21 protein-coding genes are annotated in these 22,464 nt (G+C 35.4%); 5 read left to right on the top strand and 16 right to left on the bottom strand.

The window, feature by feature from the left end:
- Positions 1-75 precede the first annotated feature (75 nt).
- Positions 76-531, top strand: a complete 456-nt coding sequence (gene queF / locus FJR06_RS01020; RefSeq protein WP_168650403.1) for a preQ(1) synthase — start codon at positions 76-78, stop codon at positions 529-531.
- A 48-nt stretch (positions 532-579) separates the two neighbouring features.
- Here queF and FJR06_RS01015 read toward each other — a convergent pair whose 3' ends face one another.
- Positions 580-1,653 (bottom strand): glycosyltransferase family 4 protein, encoded by a 1,074-nt coding sequence (locus tag FJR06_RS01015; RefSeq protein ID WP_015079294.1) that lies wholly within the window; start codon positions 1,651-1,653, stop codon positions 580-582.
- A gap of 368 nt (positions 1,654-2,021) precedes the next feature.
- Here FJR06_RS01015 and FJR06_RS01010 point away from each other — a divergent pair, with 368 nt between their 5' ends.
- Positions 2,022-2,750, top strand: a complete 729-nt coding sequence (locus tag FJR06_RS01010) for an ABC transporter permease (protein WP_217359754.1) — start codon at positions 2,022-2,024, stop codon at positions 2,748-2,750.
- Between the two features lie 7 nt (positions 2,751-2,757).
- On the opposite strand, the gene FJR06_RS01005 is transcribed toward FJR06_RS01010, so the two are convergent.
- The 4 genes from FJR06_RS01005 to FJR06_RS00990 all read right to left on the bottom strand — a co-directional run bounded on the left by FJR06_RS01005 (position 2,758) and on the right by FJR06_RS00990 (position 7,344).
- Positions 2,758-3,723, bottom strand: coding sequence for a hypothetical protein (locus FJR06_RS01005; protein WP_168650399.1), 966 nt, complete (start codon positions 3,721-3,723; stop codon positions 2,758-2,760).
- The gene (locus FJR06_RS01000) at positions 3,720-5,192 is read right to left on the bottom strand and encodes an AAA family ATPase (RefSeq protein WP_168650397.1); all 1,473 of its coding nucleotides are present in this window, start codon (positions 5,190-5,192) and stop codon (positions 3,720-3,722) included. Before FJR06_RS01000 ends, FJR06_RS01005 begins: the two co-directional genes overlap by 4 nt.
- Positions 5,193-5,303: 111 nt before the next feature.
- Positions 5,304-6,539, bottom strand: coding sequence for an LL-diaminopimelate aminotransferase (locus FJR06_RS00995; RefSeq protein ID WP_168650395.1), 1,236 nt, complete (start codon positions 6,537-6,539; stop codon positions 5,304-5,306).
- 238 nt (positions 6,540-6,777) lie between these two features.
- Positions 6,778-7,344 carry a thioredoxin family protein gene (locus FJR06_RS00990; RefSeq protein WP_015079299.1) on the bottom strand — a complete coding sequence of 189 codons (567 nt, stop codon included), beginning with the start codon at positions 7,342-7,344 and terminating at the stop codon, positions 6,778-6,780.
- Between the two features lie 53 nt (positions 7,345-7,397).
- Here FJR06_RS00990 and FJR06_RS00985 point away from each other — a divergent pair, with 53 nt between their 5' ends.
- Together FJR06_RS00985 and FJR06_RS00980 are read left to right on the top strand one after the other, a co-directional pair.
- On the top strand, positions 7,398-7,802 hold the full coding sequence (locus tag FJR06_RS00985) for an NIL domain-containing protein (RefSeq protein ID WP_015079300.1): 405 nt from the start codon (positions 7,398-7,400) through the stop codon (positions 7,800-7,802).
- Positions 7,803-7,950: 148 nt separating this feature from the next.
- Positions 7,951-8,910: a CHAD domain-containing protein gene (locus tag FJR06_RS00980; protein WP_015079301.1), complete on the top strand. Its 960-nt coding sequence runs from the start codon at positions 7,951-7,953 to the stop codon at positions 8,908-8,910.
- A gap of 425 nt (positions 8,911-9,335) precedes the next feature.
- On the opposite strand, the gene FJR06_RS00975 is transcribed toward FJR06_RS00980, so the two are convergent.
- The 8 genes from FJR06_RS00975 to FJR06_RS00940 all read right to left on the bottom strand — a co-directional run bounded on the left by FJR06_RS00975 (position 9,336) and on the right by FJR06_RS00940 (position 19,305).
- Positions 9,336-11,744 carry a nucleotidyltransferase family protein gene (locus tag FJR06_RS00975; protein ID WP_168650393.1) on the bottom strand — a complete coding sequence of 803 codons (2,409 nt, stop codon included), beginning with the start codon at positions 11,742-11,744 and terminating at the stop codon, positions 9,336-9,338.
- 3 nt (positions 11,745-11,747) lie between these two features.
- Complete coding sequence (locus FJR06_RS00970; RefSeq protein WP_217359753.1) at positions 11,748-13,067, bottom strand: cupin-like domain-containing protein; 1,320 nt, start codon at positions 13,065-13,067, stop codon at positions 11,748-11,750.
- Positions 13,068-13,138: 71 nt separating this feature from the next.
- Positions 13,139-13,648 carry a hypothetical protein gene (locus FJR06_RS00965; RefSeq protein WP_168650383.1) on the bottom strand — a complete coding sequence of 170 codons (510 nt, stop codon included), beginning with the start codon at positions 13,646-13,648 and terminating at the stop codon, positions 13,139-13,141.
- Positions 13,632-13,835 (bottom strand): hypothetical protein, encoded by a 204-nt coding sequence (locus tag FJR06_RS00960; RefSeq protein WP_168650391.1) that lies wholly within the window; start codon positions 13,833-13,835, stop codon positions 13,632-13,634. The genes FJR06_RS00965 and FJR06_RS00960 overlap by 17 nt, the downstream gene beginning before the upstream one ends.
- A 668-nt stretch (positions 13,836-14,503) precedes the next feature.
- Entirely contained in the window at positions 14,504-14,890 is a 387-nt protein-coding gene (locus FJR06_RS00955) for a hypothetical protein (RefSeq protein ID WP_015079308.1), read from the bottom strand.
- A gap of 1 nt (position 14,891) precedes the next feature.
- Positions 14,892-16,022 carry a succinylglutamate desuccinylase/aspartoacylase family protein gene (locus FJR06_RS00950; protein WP_015079309.1) on the bottom strand — a complete coding sequence of 377 codons (1,131 nt, stop codon included), beginning with the start codon at positions 16,020-16,022 and terminating at the stop codon, positions 14,892-14,894.
- A gap of 90 nt (positions 16,023-16,112) precedes the next feature.
- On the bottom strand, positions 16,113-17,561 hold the full coding sequence (locus FJR06_RS00945; RefSeq protein ID WP_168650389.1) for a bifunctional orotidine-5'-phosphate decarboxylase/orotate phosphoribosyltransferase: 1,449 nt from the start codon (positions 17,559-17,561) through the stop codon (positions 16,113-16,115).
- Positions 17,562-17,664: 103 nt separating this feature from the next.
- Positions 17,665-19,305 (bottom strand): DUF655 domain-containing protein, encoded by a 1,641-nt coding sequence (locus tag FJR06_RS00940; RefSeq protein WP_168650387.1) that lies wholly within the window; start codon positions 19,303-19,305, stop codon positions 17,665-17,667.
- A gap of 127 nt (positions 19,306-19,432) precedes the next feature.
- Here FJR06_RS00940 and FJR06_RS00935 point away from each other — a divergent pair, with 127 nt between their 5' ends.
- The gene (locus FJR06_RS00935; RefSeq protein WP_015079312.1) at positions 19,433-20,581 is read left to right on the top strand and encodes a cysteine desulfurase family protein; all 1,149 of its coding nucleotides are present in this window, start codon (positions 19,433-19,435) and stop codon (positions 20,579-20,581) included.
- A 111-nt stretch (positions 20,582-20,692) separates the two neighbouring features.
- Here the strand turns inward: FJR06_RS00935 and FJR06_RS00930 are convergent, their stop codons facing one another.
- From FJR06_RS00930 to FJR06_RS00920, 3 genes are all read right to left on the bottom strand, one after another.
- The gene (locus FJR06_RS00930) at positions 20,693-21,055 is read right to left on the bottom strand and encodes a phage holin family protein (protein ID WP_015079313.1); all 363 of its coding nucleotides are present in this window, start codon (positions 21,053-21,055) and stop codon (positions 20,693-20,695) included.
- Positions 21,056-21,282: 227 nt separating this feature from the next.
- Complete coding sequence (locus tag FJR06_RS00925) at positions 21,283-21,570, bottom strand: DUF4090 family protein (protein WP_015079314.1); 288 nt, start codon at positions 21,568-21,570, stop codon at positions 21,283-21,285.
- A gap of 265 nt (positions 21,571-21,835) precedes the next feature.
- A partial coding sequence (locus FJR06_RS00920) for an RNA-guided endonuclease TnpB family protein (protein WP_168650385.1) occupies positions 21,836-22,464 on the bottom strand: 629 nt, incomplete at its 5' end.

Below are 22,464 nucleotides of genomic sequence, written 5' to 3'. Positions count from 1 at the left end.
CATGAAGCTGGGGAGAAATGTTAAAAACTGTTAAGTTAATAATTGTCAATCTCTGCATTTCTTTTTATTAACATAATGAGTAACCTTGCACCTGAAACTGTATCTCCAGCAAGTCCAGAAATGAAATATGGTGAACGCGAAATTGCGGAAGGGAAATTAATTACATTTCCTAACCCCCGCATTGGCAGACGCTATGACGTTAATATTACTTTACCGGAATTTACTTGTAAATGTCCTTTTTCCGGTTATCCTGACTTTGCGACTATTTATATTACATACATTCCAGATGAAAAGGTAGTAGAGTTGAAAGCACTCAAGCTTTATATTAACAGCTACCGCGATCGCTATATCTCCCATGAAGAAACAGCCAATCAAATTTTAGATGATTTTGTCGCTGCTTGTGATCCTTTAGAAGTCACCGTGAAAACAGATTTTACCCCTCGTGGGAATGTGCATACAGTAGTTGAAGTTAGACATCAGAAAGGTGTTTATAGCAGGAGTCAGGAGTCAGGAGTCAGGAGTCAGGAGTAAGAAAGGCAGTTAGAAAGAAGTTCTCTGGGTGGGGAAACCCCACCCCTACTAACTCACTAAAGCAGTGCGAGAAAAACCATTTTGTCGCGCTAATTTTTCTGCAATTAGCTTTTGATAAACTGCTTCATAACCATCAGTCATTTGCTGAACACTAAAATGTTCTTCCACATATTGACGACAAGCGTAACGATTTAAACTCCTGACTTGATCAATAGCATTAATACATTCTTCGACATTATCACAGAGAAAACCTGTTTCCCCGTTAACAATCACTTCTGCTGTTGAACCCATTCGCATGGCAATTACAGGCGTACCTGATGCCATTGATTCTACCATGACTAAACCAAAAGGTTCTCGCCAAGTAATTGGGAATAAAGTTGCATAAGCACCACCCATAAGGGCATTTTTTTGGAGATGATTGGCTTCACCTAAATATTCAATTTGCTGACCATCAATATGCGGTTTAACTTTTTGTTCAAAATATTCCCAATCTACCAAATCTACCTTACCTGCAAGTTTTAACTTCCGACCAGTTTTTTTAGCAATTTCAATTGCTAAATGTGGTCCTTTTTCTGGAGACATTCTGCCTAAAAAAGCTAAATAAGATGGTTCTGTTGGTTGAGGATAAAATTCATAACTACTAACATCAATGCCATTATAAACAGTGTCTACATAATTTAATCCTAATCTGGGTTCTTTCTGAGAATTAGAGATACTAATATAAGGCTGTTTTCGACAATGTTTAAATATTTTTTCATTGTCTGGTGTGAAAATGCCATGTAAGGTATGCACCGTAGGAGTTGTTACCAGGTTTGCAGATGTTAATGTTGCGACTCCCATGTGGGAATGAATAATATCGAAATCTGCGGCTTTTTCATAGACTGATGCTATTTGTAGAAATTCATAAATACTTGAATCTCTGATAGTAGAATCTAGCCTTAAAGCGCGGGGATGAACTGATATTAATTTGGCTAAAGTTAAAGAATCTCCTGATGCAAATAATGTCACTTCATGTCCTCGACGGACTAATTCATCAGTTAATAACCCCACTACCAATTCTATTCCACCATAAGCTGGTGGTGGTACTCTCTCCCACAGTGGAGCGATTTGAGCAATTTTCATGATCAATCTCCTAAAATATCCGATTTCTATTTCCAGTTATTTGAAAATAAATTGAATAGCTAACAGGAAATAGCTAAAAGTAAAAAAAACCGCCCTTATTCATGATTGTACTACCAAATCTTATGCTTTATATTTGATATATTTTGTCTATCTGAGGTAATGTCAATGTCTGATCCTTAAGAAATAAATTAGACAAAATATAATTGTTATATTTGGGATTTTGAACTTGACTTAAAAGACAAAAATAAGTATAATATATAACGATAAATAAATAGTTGCATATATTGAGTAAAATGAATATATACAAACAAATAAATAAACCGCGTGTTTCCTGGCAGGCAGTTTTTGCACTAGTTATATTTGTGTTTATGTACTTACCTATTTTGGTACTGGCTTTTTATAGTTTTAATCAGTCACCTTACAGCGCTAAATGGCAAGGATTTACCTTAGAATGGTATGGAAGACTATTTAATGACGAACGGATTTTATCCGGGTTATATAATAGTTTGTTGGTGGCTTTTTGTGCAGTAGGAGTTTCCGCTGTCTTGGGAACATTGATGGCTGTGGGGTTGGCACGTTATGATTTTCCTGGTAAGAAATTATATCAGGGAATTGCCTATTTACCCTTATTAATTCCTGATATTGCGATCGCTGTTTCGACACTCGTATGTTTAGCGGCTTTTGCTATTCCTTTGAGTATATGGACTATTATCGCTGCCCATATTGTTTTTTGTCTATCCTATGTGGGTTTGGTGGTTTCTTCGCGCATGAATAATATTAATCCTCATTTGGAAGAAGCAGCATTAGATTTAGGTGCAACCCCCATACAAGCCTTTATTTTAGTTTTATTACCGCAATTAATGCCGGGAATCATTTCTGGGTGTTTATTGGCATTTGTGTTAAGTTTGGATGATTTTTTAATTGCTAGTTTTACTGCGGGAAGTGGGACTAATACCTTACCAATAGAAATTTTTAGCCGTATTAGAACCGGAGTCAAACCTGATATTAATGCTTTAAGTGTGATGTTAATTTCTACGACTGCTATTGTGGCTTTGATAGGGGAATTGATTAGAACTGCGGGGGAAAGGAGAGAATAGGGTGAAATTAATTCAAAGTAGAAACCTGTTTTAAAAATTGCATAAAAGCAGGAATATGATATTTAGCACAATTACTCTGTTCTGAGTAAAATTTAGCTATTTCCAGCAATAAGTGATCCCTAAATGCCACCTCTGTAATGGTCCAATCACTTGGTGGTTTAATTGCTTCCCAATAATCCTCTTCTGTTTTATAATCTTTGACTTTTTTAAGCATTAATAAAGCATAAATTAACTCATTTTTGCGTGTTTCATCTGAAGAATTTTCAAACTGTTCTTTCCATGAATTACGTAACTTTTCTAAATCTGTACAATCTAATCCTGAGCAATGATTAATGCGATTAGAGACCTTTGACAAGTTATTTTCTAAGTCATTACTATTAATAATAGCATCTGCCATAGTAATATAAATATCTTCAAGAATAACTTTTTTACCATTATACTGTGGAGAATATATTGAATTGTTAAAGACTTCTTGCAGTTCAGGTATCATAAAATATGATTCTTTGTGAATTAATCCTGTTACCCAAATGCGATGATTTCTGGTATTTTCTTCATTAACTTGACCTTGCTGATAAAGATTTAAGAAAATTTCCTCCGTATTAGAGAAATCGTAATTATCAATATTATGTGATCTTAAATCTATATCAACAATAGCAAACAATTTATTTGGATTTAAGTAAGATTGTTGAACATCTTCTTCATGCAACTCCAAAAGCTTAAAATAAGTCTGTATAACATCTGCTCTACCTTTACAATTAAAAAATATGGGTATATATGTTGTCCATGTACTTGGAACGCATTTTCTATAAAAATAGGCATCGTGCCACTGCTCCATTTTTCCATAATTTGCTACTGTTTTATCATCTAAAATGCTGCCTTGACCTTCACATAAAACAACAATTTTATTCCTAATTCTTCTATCTCCAAGAATTTTTTTACAATGTTGTATGAGTATTTCCTGATAAGTATTCATAGTGAAATATTATTATCTAATTTGATAAGTTTTGGTTCTAGTTCCCTGACATGGCCAGGTGTAAGTGCCTGACATAATTCATGGGAGTGAGTTGCCAGAATATATTGATTACTAGGAGACCATTGCTCTAAATCTGCAATTATTCGATATTGCCAATCTGGATGAAGTGCTATTTCAATTTCATCCATGAGAACAATAGAATTTTCAATTTTATTATACTTTATCCACATATAAATACTCAATCTTTTTAATTCACCATGACTTAAATCTTCAGGATAAAGTTCAATATTTTCATTATTGGTATCTAACTTGAAGGTGATTTTGGAGAAGTCTTTAGAAATATTTACTTTTTTATTAACCAAAAATAAATTCAAATCATCTAATAATGCTTTATATCGCTTACCATACTCACCTTCAGTTTCAATAGCATCTCTGAAGTCTTCATCTCTAGCACTTGTGAATGCTTTAACTAATAGGTCTACTGGAGCAAAATCATAAGTGAAAAATCCCGGTAGTTTCGATTTAGACCACTTTAACTCTAAATCATATTCTCTATCACTATTTTGTTGAAATAATAATCTTCTGGACGTTTGAGAAGTAAATAGAAAAACTTGACTAATAGGAGCAGCTAAGAATATTTTGTTTGATATTTCATCTAACCATGCTTCTGCTTTATCTATATCTAAATTATTACCAATTTGGCATAATACAAATTCATTTTCTTGGGTATCAATACCAGACGAATAATTACATATATATCTTATATTATTATTATGTAAATATCTATATATGCTTTGCACTATAAGCTCTATTTTTTGTTTATCTTGATACAATTCATCAAGATTTATTTTAGATATATCAAGCATTTCTTCGACTTGTTCTTTGAATTCTTCAATTGCTGAGATTCTTGGTCTAGACGGTATTACTTCAGCATCAATTAACTCACGCCTTATTAATTGATATCGTAGGCGCTTAATCTTATCGTCTTCTATTGTTTGATTGTAAAGTTCTAGTTTATTAATTGCTTTTTCTAGCTGTTCAATATCTTGTTCTATTTTTGAAATTTTATTATTAATATTCTCTATTTCATGAAAATTAGATAATTTCCAATCTTCATTATTTTTGTATTCATGATCTTGTTTTAATATATTCTCAATATAAGTATTATGACAAGCTAGAAATTTAATTTCAACTTCTTTTTCACCATCCCAAATCTTGATAATAGCTAATACTCTATCACTAGAATCATCATTAAGTGTAAACCCATGTAGTAGATTTTTTATAAAAACCTTTCTTTCTGGATTTGTGCAGCAATGTAATAACACAAAGACTAATTGTAAAAGTGTACTTTTACCACCTCCATTGAGACTTCCTAAAGGAAAGATATTAGGGACAAACCTTCTATCAAACTTAATATCAACATCTTTCAAAACGCGGAAATCGGGTACTTGAACTTGTAGTAACTTCATGTTAATTTTCTTCCTTGAGAAATATTACATATTGGAATTATACCGTTAACACGGCATCACCGCTAACTTAATCATAATTCATTTAGGGTGGGAATTACCCACCACAATATTCTACACCTTAAACTTAGCCGTAATCCGTTTCATGGCTTCTTCCACATTTTCCCGACTATTAAAGGCAGAAATGCGGAAATAACCTTCACCCGCAGCACCAAAACCAGAACCGGGAGTTCCCACAACATTCACAGTTTCTAATAACTTATCGAAAAATTCCCAACTAGATAAACCATGAGGAGTTTGCACCCATACATAAGGTGCATTTACGCCACCATAAACATTTAAACCAGCATTTATGAGTTCTTCTCTGATAATTTTGGCGTTTTCTAAATAGAAACTTACCAAAGCTTTAATTTGTGCTTGCCCTGCTTCTGAATAAACCGCTTCTGCACCCCGTTGAATAATATAAGAAACACCGTTAAATTTGGTAGATTGACGACGATTCCAGAGTTTCCAAAGTTCGACATTAGAACCATCAGCGGCTTTAGCGGTGAGGGTTTTGGGAACAACAGTTAAAGCGCAACGAGTTCCGGTAAAACCAGCATTTTTAGAGAAAGAACGGAATTCAATGGCACAATCTCTCGCACCTTCTATTTCAAAAATAGAATGAGGTAAGGTAGGATCAGTAATAAATGCTTCGTAAGCAGCATCAAAAAAGATAATTGAACCGTTGGCTTTGGCATAATTTACCCATGCTTGCAAATGTTCTTTCGTAGCAGTTGCACCTGTGGGATTATTAGGAAAGCAAAGATAAATTAAATCAACTTTTTGGCTAGGAATTTCAGCAGTAAAATTGTTTTCAGCAGTGACAGGTAAATAAACTAAACCACCATATTCACCTTTTTCATTAGCATCTCCCGTATTACCCGCCATGACGTTGGTATCTACGTAAACGGGGTATACTGGGTCTGTAACGGCGATAATGTTATTTTTGCCAAAAATATCGAGAATGTTGCCGGAATCGCACTTAGAACCGTCGGAAATGAAGATTTCATCGGCTTCTATGGCTGCTCCCCGTGCCTGGAAGTCGTGGGTAGCTATTTTCTCCCTTAACCAAGCATAACCTTGTTCTGGGCCATATCCTTTAAAAGATGAGCGATCGCCCATATCTTCTACAGCTTTAATCATGGCTGTGCGACAGGCTTCTGGTAAGGGTTCGGTGACATCACCAATCCCCAAGCGAATGATTTTAGCATCAGGGTTAGCTTGTGCAAAAGCATTTACCCGACGCGCAATTTCTGGAAACAGATAACCAGCTTTGAGTTTCAGGTAGTTGTCGTTAATTGTAGCCATAGTAAATTTTGAGAAAAAAGACAATCATACACTATCTTACTTTGAAGATAGCAAGTCTGAATCAGGATTTATAGGATTAGAGGATTTACAGGATTTGTAATTGGAAATTAATCAATCATATTAATATGATCTGATCATAAATAATAATTAAAAAACTTCATCCTGGACATCCTTAAATCTTGAAAATCCTGATTCTGACAAATAATAAATTAATAACTTTTTACCAATCCCCAATCATCTAATTTACAACTTGGCTACCATGACTGCGAGGATCATCTTGATTTCCATCTGTGGCGACTGAGGCGGAAAATTGCGAAGTTTTACCATTACCTTGAATATGGGGAAGGGTAGAACCAGTAATTAAAGCTTCTAAATTACTAGCCATAATGGTGCGGGGAATATCACCAATGGTTTCAGCGATGGTTTCTCCTTGTTTACCCAAAAATACAAAGTGCGGAATGCCATCTACTCGATATTTGAGCATTTCTGGCAACCATTTGGTATTATCAACATTCAACATCACAAAATTCAGGTTGTTATTGTACTTTTCTCTGAGTTTGGCCATGTCGGGAGTCATTTTCTGACAAACTGTACACCAATCGGCATAAAACTCGACTAGAGAAGGTTTTCCGTTGCTGAGGGCTACTTCTAAGGGAATAGCAGTTTTACCCAATTCCGCCAGGGAAACTGAGGTAGAATCAGTTTTAAGTCCCAGGAAGAGGGCAACTCCCAAAGCGATCGCTACAATGGCAATTAAGAAGTTTTTGATGCGGTTACTAGAATTTACAGGGGCTTGGGTACTCATAATCAATTTATTAAGACTTATTAACTTAGTTCATCTTACTGTTTTCTCACATAATGAAAAAAAGAGTTACCCTGACTTTTCCCAAACGGGCGATTCAAATGCCTGTTACCTACCGACTAGCAAAGGATTTTAATGTCGCTGCGAATATTATTCGCGCCCAAGTTGCCCCGAATCAAATTGGTAAACTGGTAGTAGAATTATTGGGAGACATTGATCAGTTAGATGCAGCAATTGAATGGATGCGATCGCAACATATTCATGTTTCCCTGGGTTTAGGTGAAATTATCATTGATGAGGATGTATGCGTTCACTGTGGTTTATGTACGGGGGTTTGTCCGACTGAAGCCTTGGCTATTAATCCAGAGACATATAAACTCACTTTTGTGCGATCACGCTGTATTGTTTGCGAACAATGTATTCCTACTTGTCCGGTACAAGCTATTTCCACTAATCTTTAGATATTATGAGCAATTCTATTTGATTTGTGTATCCCTTACGGGAAATGGAGGTAACGAACCACAGAGACGCAGAGAGCGCAGAGGAAGAGAGGGAAGAGAAATACCTGTATCTTATTTGGGATTGCTATATTGCTAATTTTTTTTATTTATGAAAATTCCTTCAGAAACATCTATCAAAACTCTTGGTGAAACTGCACATCAAGCCATTGAAAACCATTTTGAAAAAACCATAAAATGGGAAAAAGCAGTTAAAAAAGACGAAGATCCAGAACCACTCCACCAAATGCGTGTGGGAATGCGGCGCTTACGAACTGCTGTTAGTAGATTCGAGAGATATTTATTTTTACCAAAATTAGTTAGTGATAAAAATATTGGTAAACTTGCTAGAATTTTGGGTGGTCTCAGAGATTTAGATGTGCTTGCAGAAATTCTGGAAAAGAATTACAAACCGCATTTACTTGAAAAAGAACAAAAATCTCTAGAAACCGCTTTTAAGGAATTGCATAAACAACGAGAAATTGCCGTTTCTCATGTGCAGAATATATTTCAAGATGAAGTTTATAAATCTTTTAAAAATGAATGTGAACATTGGTTAAAAAATCCCAGTTATCAAAGTTTTTCATCAGTACCAATTTATCATGTGTTACCAGATTTACTCTCACCAGAAGTTAGTGAATTTTGCTTACATCCAGGATGGTTAATTGGGACTAAAATTGTTAAATCAGAAATAGTAGTGCAAACAAAATGGACACCCAAGCAATTAGAAGAACATCTGAAAATAGAAGGTAAAACTTTGCATAGTTTACGGAAACAAGCCAAAGGTCTCCGCTACCAAATGGAGTTATTTACTGAATTATATGGTGAGTCTTTTACCGCACATCTTCATGATATTAAAAGCATCCAAGAAATCTTGGGAATGATGCAAGATAATATGGTTTTACATGAATGGTTAGAAAATATATTCAAATCAGAACTGGATACTCAATTACGTGGGTTAACGACCCTATTAGCCGCAAATCGTTATCAATTATGGCAAGAATGGCAACCACTTCAACAACGTTATTTGCAAGCAGATACTAGACATAATTTGCATTTGGTGGTATTATAACCGACGTTGGTAAATCTTAAACAAGAAGAAAGAGATTAATTCATGGTATGTTTAAATATATAATAATCGGCATTCCGCACTTCAAAATGTCACATATTTATGCTTCAAAAATGTCACCAAATTAGGATAGTTTTATTAAGTATTAATCCTGATTTTTCCTGGTGGTAATGCGATCGCGAAGCGCGACCTAGGAATCGCTATCTGACCATTATTAGCCCGATATTGGTAATCTTGATGTATACTCAAAACGGCTTGATTGTTTGATTCTAAACGTAGGGGTTTAGCACTGCTAAACCCCTACACATCTGGGTTCTTTATCATTTGGCAAAAGTTTAAATCTCACCCGTGTTTAGTATATTACAAAATGAAGTGCGGAATGTGGGTTTTAAAGCCAAGCTTGAGATAATATCCTGAATACAGAGGATCTAAATTTGCTTCAACTTTATAATAAAATCTCTAATGGCTATAAGGATAGGTATGAAGCTCTTATTGATGATGAATCCGACAGAATAACGGAATTTATCCTGTGGGCGTTCCATCATTCTGAAACCGTAGCTAAATTTTGAACTAGCTTCAAAAATTAAACTGTCATGAAAAAGTCCCTGGCGCACTTGCATAGCCAATAATTTACTTGTTGGATTTGCCTCAATGCTTTGATGAATGGGTTCTGGTAGATCAATACCTAAAAGTTGTTGTGCAAGCAATAGACCCATCAAAAGCATTCGTTCACAACCGAGGGTTTTTGCTTGCTCGATTAGGAGTTTCCACTCCATCTGCTGATAGACTAGAACAAACTCAGCAACATCACAGATCCATCCCAGTCTTTCCCAGCCATGTTTGGAACCATGTACACAGAGAATTAACAACAAATCTTCGGGATGCAAGTTAGGTACTTCTGTGCCAAAAAGAGAAATTGGCTCAAGACGCTTCCATAGATATTCAAAATCAAGTTGAAATAGGAAAAAGCTTTTGCTGGTAATACTTTTGTGAATATCAATGTGGACTCGATTATCGATGCTGTTGAGGGGATACTCGTGGGCATTGTATTCAATATAGAGTTTGTATAGCGCAAGTCTCCTTAGCCCTGTTTGTATTAATGATGTTTTGGATGTTTGGTATCCCTGAGCAGTAAGGAGGTCAATCGCTGTCAGAAAATCTTTGCTGTCAACCCAAATATCTAAATCGCCAAATTGTCGTAGAGCCAAATTACCATAAATTGCAGCCGTTAGAACAGGTCCTTTAAAAGGAATAGCAGGGATATCATTATCTTGAAATAGTTTAAGAACTTTAAGAAGTTCTTGGGTACGGAAAAGGTTGTGAGCCGCGTTGGTATGAAAGAAATTGCGGAGTTCGGATAGGACGAGTTTGGGGACGGCTTCTGGACAGAGGGTTTTAAGGTTTTGATAGAGGAGAGGGAGAACACTATGACGGGCGGCGGTTTGGATAAGGTATGGCCAGTCGAGGGTTTGCTGAACTAGGTTTTGGATTTGTTGGCTGATTTCGGAAGAGAGTTGAGTTCTGGCACAGCAAAGCAGTAACTCGATTTCGGGCTGATTATCATCAAAAACTTTTACTTTTGTTCGGTTAAAATTGGTTATTTTTCGCTGAATACGCTTACTTTTTTTCCAAATTGGCAATATTTTCACGAGCAAATTTACAGGAAATTTTTTTTGTTTTGTCGTTACTACAGGGGGTGGGACTACTGATTCTACCCATTCTCGATACCAAGATTTTGTTTCTGTATGAATAGGTAAATCAACACGATTCCAGCTATAAAATCCTTCTTTGGTTTCTAAAAAGATGCCATCTTTAAAACTTCCCGCAAAACCCTTATTGACATATTTAAAAGGTGATTCAGATACAGATTTTCCTTTTTGTATTTGTTTTTTTAACCAATATCTATGGATAATGGCCGAAAAACTACTGCCTGGAGTACCGATAAAATCTTTAGCATTGTGCATCACCATATTACAAATAAGTCCTAGAGTTACTTCATCAGTAAAAGGTAAAGTTTTAAAATAATCAGCAAATTCTCTAATAATAAATTCATCTAAAAATAAATGATTTTTGTATTCTGTTATTATAGACATAAAAAAATCTTTATTTTCTGATTCATCTGTGAGGATCACTAATAATTCATTATTGGAAAAGTTAGCTCGAAGAGTTGTTAAAATTTCTTCTCTATAAGTTTCTTCATTTTGAGGTAAAAATTTTCTAAAATCAGTAAGACGAAGAGCAATACCATTAAATTCACCTAATGATTGAGATATTTTATCAGCTAATTCTTTATATACTTCTTTAAAACGAATCTGGTCTATAACAGAATAAAAAGAATCTGGTGGTGTGTAAAAAAATCGAGAATAAAATCCTAAATTACATTCCTTAAAATGTAAAACATCTTCTTCAACATCTTTAAATATTTGTCTCCCTTCAGCAAATTCATCTAATTTATTAGGATCTGATTCAATACGAGAAGGAACAAAAACAGTATTTATTAATCTTAAATCACTGTTATGATAAGCCAATTTTGGTGATTCAATATTTTCTCGAAAACTCTTATAATCAATTGTTTCAACAGGAAGTTCTTCTAAAAGATCTAATATAGTTGGAATTCTTTGATTATTAATAATATCCCGTCTCATCGCAGGGACATAATGACCATTTCCGCCTCGAATATGTATCAACTGTTTGTCATCTCCAACTGTTCCATAATAGATGAGCTTTCTGTTAGTCAGATAGGCAATACCTACAGCTAACTCTATAGACATCAATTCGTTATTTAGTCCAGCTTCATAATCTTTGTAAAGAAGATATTTAGAGTCATCTTGATTCATATTTTAAAACCTAAAATTAGTAAAAGAGAGAGAGACACTAACATCTAAAGACTTTACTTGATGCCACCAACCAGTTGGAACAAAAATAATTTCTCCTGGTTCTAAGACCACTTCTATAATCTTTACTTCTTCAAAAAGAGGATGTTTATTATAGTCTGGTTTTTCACAGTCAACTTCACTAAAAACCCCAACATTATTGTATAAAAAAGGAGTATAAATAGGCGGAATAATTTGCCATTTTTTACGTCCATATATCTGTGCCATCATCAGATTAGACCGGTCATAATGTAAAGGGGTGATAGTACCAGCCGAACCAAACCAAAAAAAGACGTTGCCAGAACTTTTAGACTGATCTAGATATTCAGGAGGCATGACAATATCTTCTAATAATCTTCCTAGTTGAGTGGTTTCCAGATTTCTATTGTTAGCCACCATATAGTAGTCGTTATTTTCTCCTTGATTAACTACCATATCGACATAATCTCCAAATTGGATTTTTGTTTTATGGTTTTCTATATTAATTTCATATTTATCATCTGAATTTCTATTAGCCATTATTTCAACCTCTGTCTCTCCATAATGGGCTTTTAAATAATTCGGAGTCCACAAAGATAAGGCAGTCCATTGATTTATCATATTGGTGATAATCACGGGTTTACTTTTAGCATAATAGTCTGCATAAAACTCTTCGCCCGAAAGATTATCTCTTCTATCTATCTCGATGGATTTATTTTTAAAACGCTGAAAAATATTACTCTCTGAGAATTTTTTAGGAGTGGTAATAGAAGACTCTGGAAAAGTAGCAATATTAGAGGATTGAGATGTTCCTACGGTCGCATATTCTGGTTGTTTAACTGTGCTGGATTTCCCTAAGATTGCGACTTCATAGGATTGTTTAATTTTATCGAGAAACTCTGGCGGAATTTTCCCTATCCATTTACTGACAATTTGACCATTTTCTATTAATGCGGCTGTAGGAAAAGTATCTGCCATGTATCGAAATAGCAACTTATCCATTGAAATAACAGGAAATCGCGCTCTTTGTTCCATTTTAAAGGTTTCTATTTCTTCATCATTTATTGATAAAATTCCCAACACTTGGGGCAAACTTTTCTGTGTTTGCATCATATTGAGAAAAGGAACCAATCGCTTACAGTAGCCACAGGTTTGACTGAAAAAGACAATAAAATAAGAACCTTTTTGTAAATCATAGGGGCTATTTTTTAACCAGCCTTTTTTCCAACGATTTCCTTCTTTGAGGCGATTAAAGTCAAAAATGGGTTGCTTTTGAGAATGCCAACCCAGAATACTGGCATCTACCATAACTGTTAATGCCAGTATCCATTGCCAAGTTTGTGTTTGATGATTAGGAATAGGATTAAACCAAGCAAAAATTAATTTGGAGTTGGAGTTGGAGTTGGAGTTGGTGTTGGAGTTGGAGTTGGTGTTGGTGTTGGGTCTGTTGGAGTTGGTGTTGGTGTTGGGCCTCCACCTGATGCTGCCATTACTAGTTTTGGAGCAATTACCGACTGAATCATCGGAAACAAAACCCCAATTGCTGCTGCTCCTGCCAACTTGGTAGTTTTTCCTAATACCTTGCGTCGAGACATTTTCAGTACATTAGGAAGCGGTTCTCTGAGATATTCTTTAATTAGATCACATTTTTCTAACTCTTCTAACGCTAACCAGACCAACCCGCGAATATCTAAATCCTCAGATAATTCCAGTTCTTGTTCTAAAAAAGTAGCAATATCATCGACTGTATTCCGACCATCAGCATAATAATAGACCTTCGTTGCGATGGGATTGAGACAATGACAGGCATCCCTTTCACGGTCATAAATCATCACTTCATTATCTACTTCGGTAATCAGGATGTTGGCAGTTCTAGCTACTGGTATCATGGTGATTGTCCTCACTATTAAAATTCATTAAATTGTCGAAATCTTGTAATAATGCTTTTGCAGTTTCCTCTGCTTCTCCTCGTTGACTTTTGAGGATAACAGCACCCGAAACCGCCTTTCCTAAAATAGGTAAAGCAAATTCAGGACGGAGACGAGCAACTAAGGTATTATCTAAAAGTGTTAACACTGCTACTGACCCCTCTCCAAACCTCTCCCCTGCAAGGGGAGAGGCTTTAAAACCCCCATTCCCTTGCAGGGAAGGGGGGTAGGGGGGTTAGGTTTTTGGAGATTACTGGTTTGATATAATACTTTTCAAACAACCTCTTAAACAGAAGCACGCGATCGCTCCTATTCAGACTGAAAAATTTACGGAACTTTTTCATTAATTTGTAAATTGGCCAATAAATTCCATCCCTAGGCAACCCGATAGAAGAAATTTGCAGTTAACCCCCTTAATTCTTGGTATTTATTAAATGAATGCCTTCGTAGAAGTAAATACTTGAATTGAGTAACAGTTAAATTGTATAATTAAGTATGGTACGGACTATGTTCATAAATGTTGATTGCGTAACAAAACGTTACAAACCTGATTTTGGAATTCAAAATATAGTACAAAATAACTATTTTCTAGCCATTACCTCTGGCTAAAAAACAGCCGGTTGGGAAAATAAGTATAAATACTCAATAAAATAGAGGATTCCCTGACAAAGAAGGGGGGAAATCCAGTTCATCGTTCAGGTTTTAGAATATCTGTTTTTTCGGCATTGGTGAATGAAAGTATGAATTTGCCTCACACAAAGGCGCAAAGGCGCAAAGTTTAAGAGTTTCAGACATGGAATTTTTGCTTTTCATCCCTCAATTCAGCAACGCCGTTTTTTCTAGACAATACATTTGTCTGATATTTTCTGGTAATTTATCCAAATCATAATATTGTAAATAACCGATTTCTCGATTTTGATAAGAGAAAATACAGTAAATTAGAGATTCTTCTCCTTTGATTCTAGGTTGATAAGTTTCTATTACTTTTTCTAAATCATAAGGATTATCTGTACCACCATAAAATTGTAATACTTTTTCATCACTACGCCATTTTTCTATTAATTGATAATCATGGATATCATCTTTCATAGGACGAATGGTAATTTCATTTTTAAGAATCAACATTTGAACGCAGATAAACGCAAATAAACGCAGATGAATTAATAGATTTAATAATTCTGTGTTAAATGTTTTCCATGACAAACTACATGGTCGCTAATACAAATTCTCCCTCGTTAACAGAGTTATTTATTGATATATCATAAACCAAGCCTGTTTTCTCAGCATAAACATGAATAGTTGTGGGTAATTCACCGATTTTATTGAATGTCAGAACTTGATATAGCAAATCTCCCTGATTTACTGAAGTACCTAATGCAGCTTTAGATAAAATCATTCCTCCTACGGGACTCCAATATTTTTTTAGTTGACTAAGTGAACGAAAATTTGTTTGATGATATATAGTTTTTGATTGGGTTAAATCCTGTATTTCTAAAATACTTTTTTGAGTTAAATAATTTTTAATTCCGCTCACTCCTTTAGTTACTGAATCTGCATTCATTTGCATTCCCGTTCCTAATTCTAATGTCCATGCTTCTTTATCAAATCTCATTTTTTGTCCGGTTAATTTTAACAAAGCATTCTCTAAAGCTAACCAGGGTTTGATAAATGATTCATCAAAAGCATCACCATCATATTCATCGAATAAAATGCTATAATCTAGAAGAAATAAATTAGCACTATCTTCTCGATTTCGGAAATAATAAAGGTATTCTATTCCTTCTCCAGTGTGACTATGTAAATCAATTACGTAGTCTGCATCTAAATACAGAGATTGCAGCTTATAACGATATTTATCAGTTAATTGGACACTGCTAGGGGCATTTATTTTATCTAAAAGACTATTGAAACTAGTTTGAATTTTTTGGGAAAAGTTATATTTAATTGTATCTATATCTAAACCAATTTGAGAACGAGCAAATTCTTCTATATCATCATGTTTTTTTTCATAATCCCAAAAAATTCTATTCCAATTTTGACTATCGTAAACATTGAATCTACCTGTTGAAAAATTATGAGTTCGTTGGTTAACAGCTAAGGGATTACAAACAGGTACAAGCCAAATTTCTCCTATTATCTGAGTATTATTTAATGTCGTTAAGAAATCAATAATTTGGTAAATGACAGCATTACCAACAATTTCCGCACCGTGTAAGTTAGATTGGATATATACTTTTTTACCAGATTTAGCACCAACAAATTTATATACTTGAAGAGAAAGAAACTCACCAGAAGCAAGTTGAAAAAGGGGAATAGTGGAAATAGTAGGAATCATCAATCAAATCCCTAGTCAAACTAATAAACAGTTTACTACAAAATCCTAATTATTGAATTATTTTTGTATCACTATCTTGAGAATAAATGTCTAATTTATTTCAGATAAAGTTTTAAATTGTTCCTCACTAATACGTCCTGCTGCATATAAAGTTTCTGTAATTTCAGAAATTGTTAAAACTGCGTGTGCTTGATAACCATTTTCTCGCAATCTGTCTTTTACACCTTGTTCATGGTCCATAAATACTACAATATCATTGACATTTAATCCTGCATATTTTAACTTTTCTGCTCCTTCCATTACGCTTTTACCACTGATCAAAATATCATCAACAATGACAACAACTTCTCCAGGATTAAAATTACCTTCTATTACCTTGCGGGTTCCGTGTGCTTTTACTTCTTTGCGGGGAAAAATCATCGGGGAATTTAGATGTAATGATAATCCAGTAGCAGTAGGTAAAGAACCATAAGGAATACCGGCTATTCTATCATAAGTTAGGTCTTTAAGAATCCCTGCATAAGCAATTACTATCTGATGAAATATTTGGGGATTGGAAATGATTTTGCGGAGGTCTATATAATAGGGAAAGGTAGCACCAGAAGCTTGGACAAATTCACCAAACATGATACAACCAATGTCATAAAGTTGTAAAATTAAATCTAAAAGCGGGTGTTTATTTAACAAACAAACATCGGAAAACCAGACGGAACAAGTGGAGTTTTCTTGGGAAATTTCAGTTCTGAGATGATTAATTTCCGCCCTTAAAGATTGCAGTTGTGTACATAGATTTTCACTCCCTAACATATCTTGAGAAACGGGAAGAAGTAACCCATCACCATTATAATTTAATCCCGCTGATAGCAAATTTTTAAGATTACCACCTTCAGACCAAATACTGCGGGCTAAAATTACTCTTTCTGGTGCTTCTTTGCGAATTTTTGCTAAAATATCTGGTTGAATAGTTCCTACTTCTAAACCCAGTTGTTCAGGTGTTCCCCAATTTTTTGCTTCTTTGACTACTTGTAAATAAAAAGGGGATTCCGCTGTAGGATATTGCTGTAAAATTGCCGCACCTGGATTAGAAGTTGTACACAAAATAAAAACGGCTTTATCGGGATAAACTAAAAAGGGTGCTACGTGATCTTGTCCTGCATAAGGACTCAGTGTAATCGCATCAATTTGCCATTCTTCAAAAACAGTTTTAGCGAAAATTGTACTAGTATTAAGATCGCTATGTTTGGCATCTAATATAATCGGAATGTGGGCAGGAATAGCTTTTAAAGTTTTTTCTAATAATTCCCATCCCGGAATACCTAAAGCTGCGTAAAATCCCAGAGTTGGTTTATAGGCACATACTAAATCACTGGTTTGGGAAATAGTAAATTCTAACCAATCCCACAGACTATCAATCATACTTTTGGGATCTGATTTCTGGGAATATCGTTCAGGGAGCATTTCTGGATTAGGATCTAGTCCTACAAATAGTAAACTCTGATTTTGAGCGATCGCCCCATTCAATTTATCGTAAAATTTCATAAGTTCTCCTAGCAATATTTTAACTTTAAGGCATTTACTAAAATACTAACCCGTTTTCTCTACCATCATATCATTAATGGTAACACAATTATCCGTATATGCGTTAATCTGAGGTTAATATTATCATTCCCTCCCATTTTGCTAAAATCTTATCACTAATTCCTGGTACTTTATCAACATCTTGTAAAGAAGTAAATTTTTGCTGTTGACGCGCTATAATTATCCTTTGGGCTAACTTCTTACCCACACCAGGCAGAGTTTCTAGTTCTGCTTGACTTGCTGTATTGAGATTAATTTTAGTGTTAATCGAATTTACGAAAGATGATGGTTGTTTAATTTGGGGACATTTTTTAACTTCCGTATCAATTTTAGATTTAATATTTGCTGGTAAACCGGGTTTTATTTTACCATAAAGGCGGTCAAATTCTCTTTGAAAATGATTCGCAACTGTAGGATTTTCAATCACTATTAATGTTTCATCATTGCTATTATTTGCTGCTTCTGACCAATTATGTGAACCTGTAATAACAGTTTTGTTATCAATAACTGCAAATTTATCATGTAATAAATCTCCTTTAGGTAAAATTGGCACTCCCACAGTAGAAATGGGATTTTTCCAAGGACGGTTATCAACTTCATATTTACAGTTATCACTTAAAGCAAATCCCATCATATCTAACGCTTCACTGTAGGGACGATAGGCAAATTGTGGTGCAATTAAAGCCCGAATTTGCACATTTTGATGATGACGTTCTTCAAGAATATTGGCAAGTTGTTGATCTGAAAATACAAATAATGCTAAATCAACAGTTTTTGTACTTTTAGATAAAGTTTTAGCAATTAATCCATTACTGCTAATACTCCCAGGTTGAGTGGGAGAAGTTGGAGAAAAATGAACTGTGATTTTGCTTTTACCTAATATGATTGTTTGTGGGTTACGAACAGGTTTCTTAACACCAAATTTACTATCTAGTTTTCCTCCTATTCCGTCACCCCACATAATATTAAATTCTTCCGTGAGTAAACTTGCTAATTCAGAACTATCAATTTTTAGTAAATTATTGGCATTTCCTAAACTACTAGAATTACTAAAATCTCCAGACGTATCACTCAAAGTAAAATTGGCAGAAGTAATAATCACAAACCGATGATCAACAATGACAAACTTATGGTGCATTAAACTGCTACCCTTTGAACCATCAGCAGTATCATCAATCCAAGGAATATTGGCATTTTGAACAATAGCTAAACCATCCCGTTGACTAATTTCCTCCGGTGTGATTTGATGATCTTGATTAATATCCACAAATTTCCGAAATTCTTGATATCGTTCCTGTTCTTTTTTTCCTAACCTAGTTATTTCCGCAGCAGTAAAACTACTCCAAGTCCGAGAATAATTACTTTCTAAAATCAACCTTATTTTTACGCCATCCTTTTGTTTTTGTGCTAATATTTGAGCAACTTTTGGTAAACGTAACTCTTGGACAGCTATATCCACAGTAGATTTAGCTTGGGAAATAGTGTCAACAATCTGCTTTTCTAAATCATCCCCCAAGCGGGTTTGCTGACGATAAGTCTCTTGATATTCCGAAGATTGGGAATTATTGAAGTAAACTTGAATTAAAGAATCTTGAGGTAAAGGTGCTAAACGCTGATTTGATGATTGCACTTGTTGACAACCACCTAAAGTGAATAGCAATAAAAAGATATAAGAAAAATAGCGGATTTGTGGGAAAATAAACACAGTAATCTGATCAAAGTAAATTACAGCGATTTTAATGTATTTATATCACACCCTGCATTAACTTCTTTCTTCCTTTGCGTCTTTGCCCCTTTGCGTCTCTGCGCGAAACTCTTATTTATTAATTTTTATGCAAATATATCTAGATTACAGTGCAACTACCCCAACTCGTCCAGAAGCGATCGCAATTATCCAAAAAATCTTAACACAACAGTGGGGTAATCCTTCCAGTTTACATGAATGGGGCAACCGTGCCGCCTTGGTTGTGGAAACAGCCAGAATCCAAGTTGCAGGATTAATTAACGCAGTTCCCGAATCTATTATTTTCACGTCTGGGGGAACAGAAGCGGATAATTTAGCGATTATGGGAGTGGCACGATGTTACACTACTCCCCAACATATGATCATTTCCAGTGTAGAACATTCCGCCATTTCAGAACCGGCGAAAATGTTAGAAAATTGGGGTTGGGAAATTACCCGTTTAGGTGTAAATCATCAAGGAAGAGTCAACCCCGAAGACTTAAAAGCAGCTTTACGAGATAACACCGTGTTGGTATCTGTGATTTATGGACAAAGTGAAATAGGAACAGTTCAACCAATTGCTGAATTGGGGAAAATCACAAAAACACACGGCGCTTTATTTCACACAGATGCAGTGCAAGTTGCTGGACGTTTATCGCTAGATGTGCAGACTTTACCCGTAGATTTATTGAGTCTATCCAGTCATAAAATCTATGGCGGTTTGGGTGCAGGGGCGTTATATGTGCGGACTGGAGTGGAATTAATGCCGCTACTGGGTGGGGGTGGACAGGAGAACGGACTGCGTTCAGGGACGCAAGCAACGCCCGCTATTGCTGGATTTGGAGTAGCTGCGGAGTTAGCAGCCCAGGAATTGGAGACGGAAACAGGGAGATTAATCCTATTGCGCGATCGCCTCTTTGCCATTCTAGCAGATGTTCCCGGTTTAATGCCCACAGGTGACAAAATTCATCGTTTACCCCATCATCTCAGTTTTTATTTAAAACCAGCAGACGGGGAAAAAATTAGCGGCAAAACTTTGGTAAGACAGTTAAATTTAGCCGGAATTGGTATTAGTGCAGGTGCGGCTTGCAATAGTGGAAAATTAAGCCCTAGTCCCATTTTATTAGCAATGGGATATTCTCAAACAGCGGCTTTATGTGGAATTAGATTAACTTTAGGGAAACAGACAACGGCAGCCGATATTGATTGGACTGGGATAGTTTTGAAACAGATTTTGCAGAGATTAATCCCAGATTGATTTTTGGGATTCGTATTGATAATATAACGAATAGGTGATAGTAAGCAATTACCAATTACCAATTACCAATCACCAATCACCAATTACCAATCACCAATTACCAATTACCAATTAAACACCTAATAATTTGTAGATAATGTTATTGACAAGAGTAAGCGCAAAAGCACCTAAAATTGCGCTCCAAATGCCATAACGTAACCGGAAACCATCTACTAACCAAGCAGCAATACTAAAACAAGCAACAGCAATCATGAAAGTGAAGATACCAGATAATAAGTCAAAGGTGGCTAAATTTGGTATCACAAATAAAACTTTGAGAACTGGCTTAACTAGTGCTGTAATAATACCTAAAACTGCGGCGGAAAAAATTGCCTTTTCTGGAGTATCAATTTCCACTCCTAAAGGTAATTTACTAATAATCCACAAGCTAACAGCCGTGACTAACCAAACAATTAACAGCGTCGTAATATCCATTACCAGAACCCCACAAAACGTGAATGTTGATATGACGATAAATACCTGGTTGACTTGGTTTCTTGATCTAAAAATCTTTGTAGCTTAACCAATTATTTATAAATTAGCAGCATTTTTGATGAGAACTTAAATTTATTCTAGATATCTTTAGGTTTACTATAAACCACCAGATCCCCGACTTCTCTAAGAAGTCGGGGATCTGACTTTTGCACGGAATTCTTTGTCTTTTATTTACCACCGTAGAAAAAAGCAATTTCCTTTTCTTTTAAAGGTGCAAAACCAGCAGCAACTAGCTTTTGATCAAGTTCAGTTTGGGGAATATGTTTAGCACCAATCCGAACAATGCGAGAACGCATGGTATTGGATACACCGCTGCGTTGTCTGCTTGATTCTAAACCCATAACTTGTTCATATAGGTCTAATTTAACTATGGGAATAGGAGAACCATCAAAATCAATTCCCCTTGATATCGCTCTATCAATAGCATCAGCACCTGTGGTATTTTCAGTAGTCATGGTAACGTATTTTCAAAGATGTTGAAATATTTTACCAGGGAATAGGGAACAGGGACGGTTCAGCTAGAATAAATTTTTCCGCTAGTTCTGATATATAATTAACTTATCGCTTGATTAATTTACATTAATTTGCTATGGATTCTTTAAACCTACGCACAAAAGTTATTACAGAATTGACACTCCCCGGTCTAAAGACACGGGGATTCTACATTCATCGTCAGAATTTGCTCTAGCAGGTTTTCACCCTTACGGGTTCCTCAGTCGCTCATGGGGGAAACCCCCAAGACCGCGCTGAGTCACCAACTAGAGTAGAGATTCCAACTCCTGTAGCGTTAATTTGGGGATGCCCTCCCCTATTTTTTGCCAGATTAAGAATGTTAATTGCAGCATTTGTATCTCTGTGCAATTCGCAGCCACAAACACAATTATGGGTACGAGTTGATAGAGATTTTTTGACAATTACGCCACAGCTAGAACACTTTTGAGAAGTATAATGTGGTGCTACGGCCATAGCAATTTTGTCAAATTTAATCGCAAAATATTCTAGCCATTGCCTAAACAAATACCAACTAGCGTCACTAATTGATTTTGCTAAACAATGATTTTTCACCATATTTGAAACACGTAAATCTTCATAGGCCACTAAGTCGTTAGACTTGCATACGTTACGCGCTATTTTCTTAGCGTGTTCAATCCGTTGCCGTACGGGCGAAGCATTCGCGCTGTTGAGTCGTCGGTTGGTCGCATAATTTTTATAAGCGAATGCTTCACCCCTACCTTTTAAGTGTTTTTTAGCGTAAAGTTTTCTAGCTTTTTTTCTACAACTAGAACCTTTGACTTTTTTGTAAATCCGTCTTTGAGAATGTTTGATTGATTTTTCAGCCTTTCTCAAAA

Origin of the sequence: Dolichospermum sp. UHCC 0352, from assembly GCF_009711925.1 — a bacterium.
Taxonomy (GTDB): Bacteria; Cyanobacteriota; Cyanobacteriia; order Cyanobacteriales; family Nostocaceae; genus Dolichospermum; species Dolichospermum lemmermannii.
The sequence above is the reverse complement of the archived record's forward strand: the minus strand, read 5'-3'. Positions and strand labels throughout refer to the sequence as shown.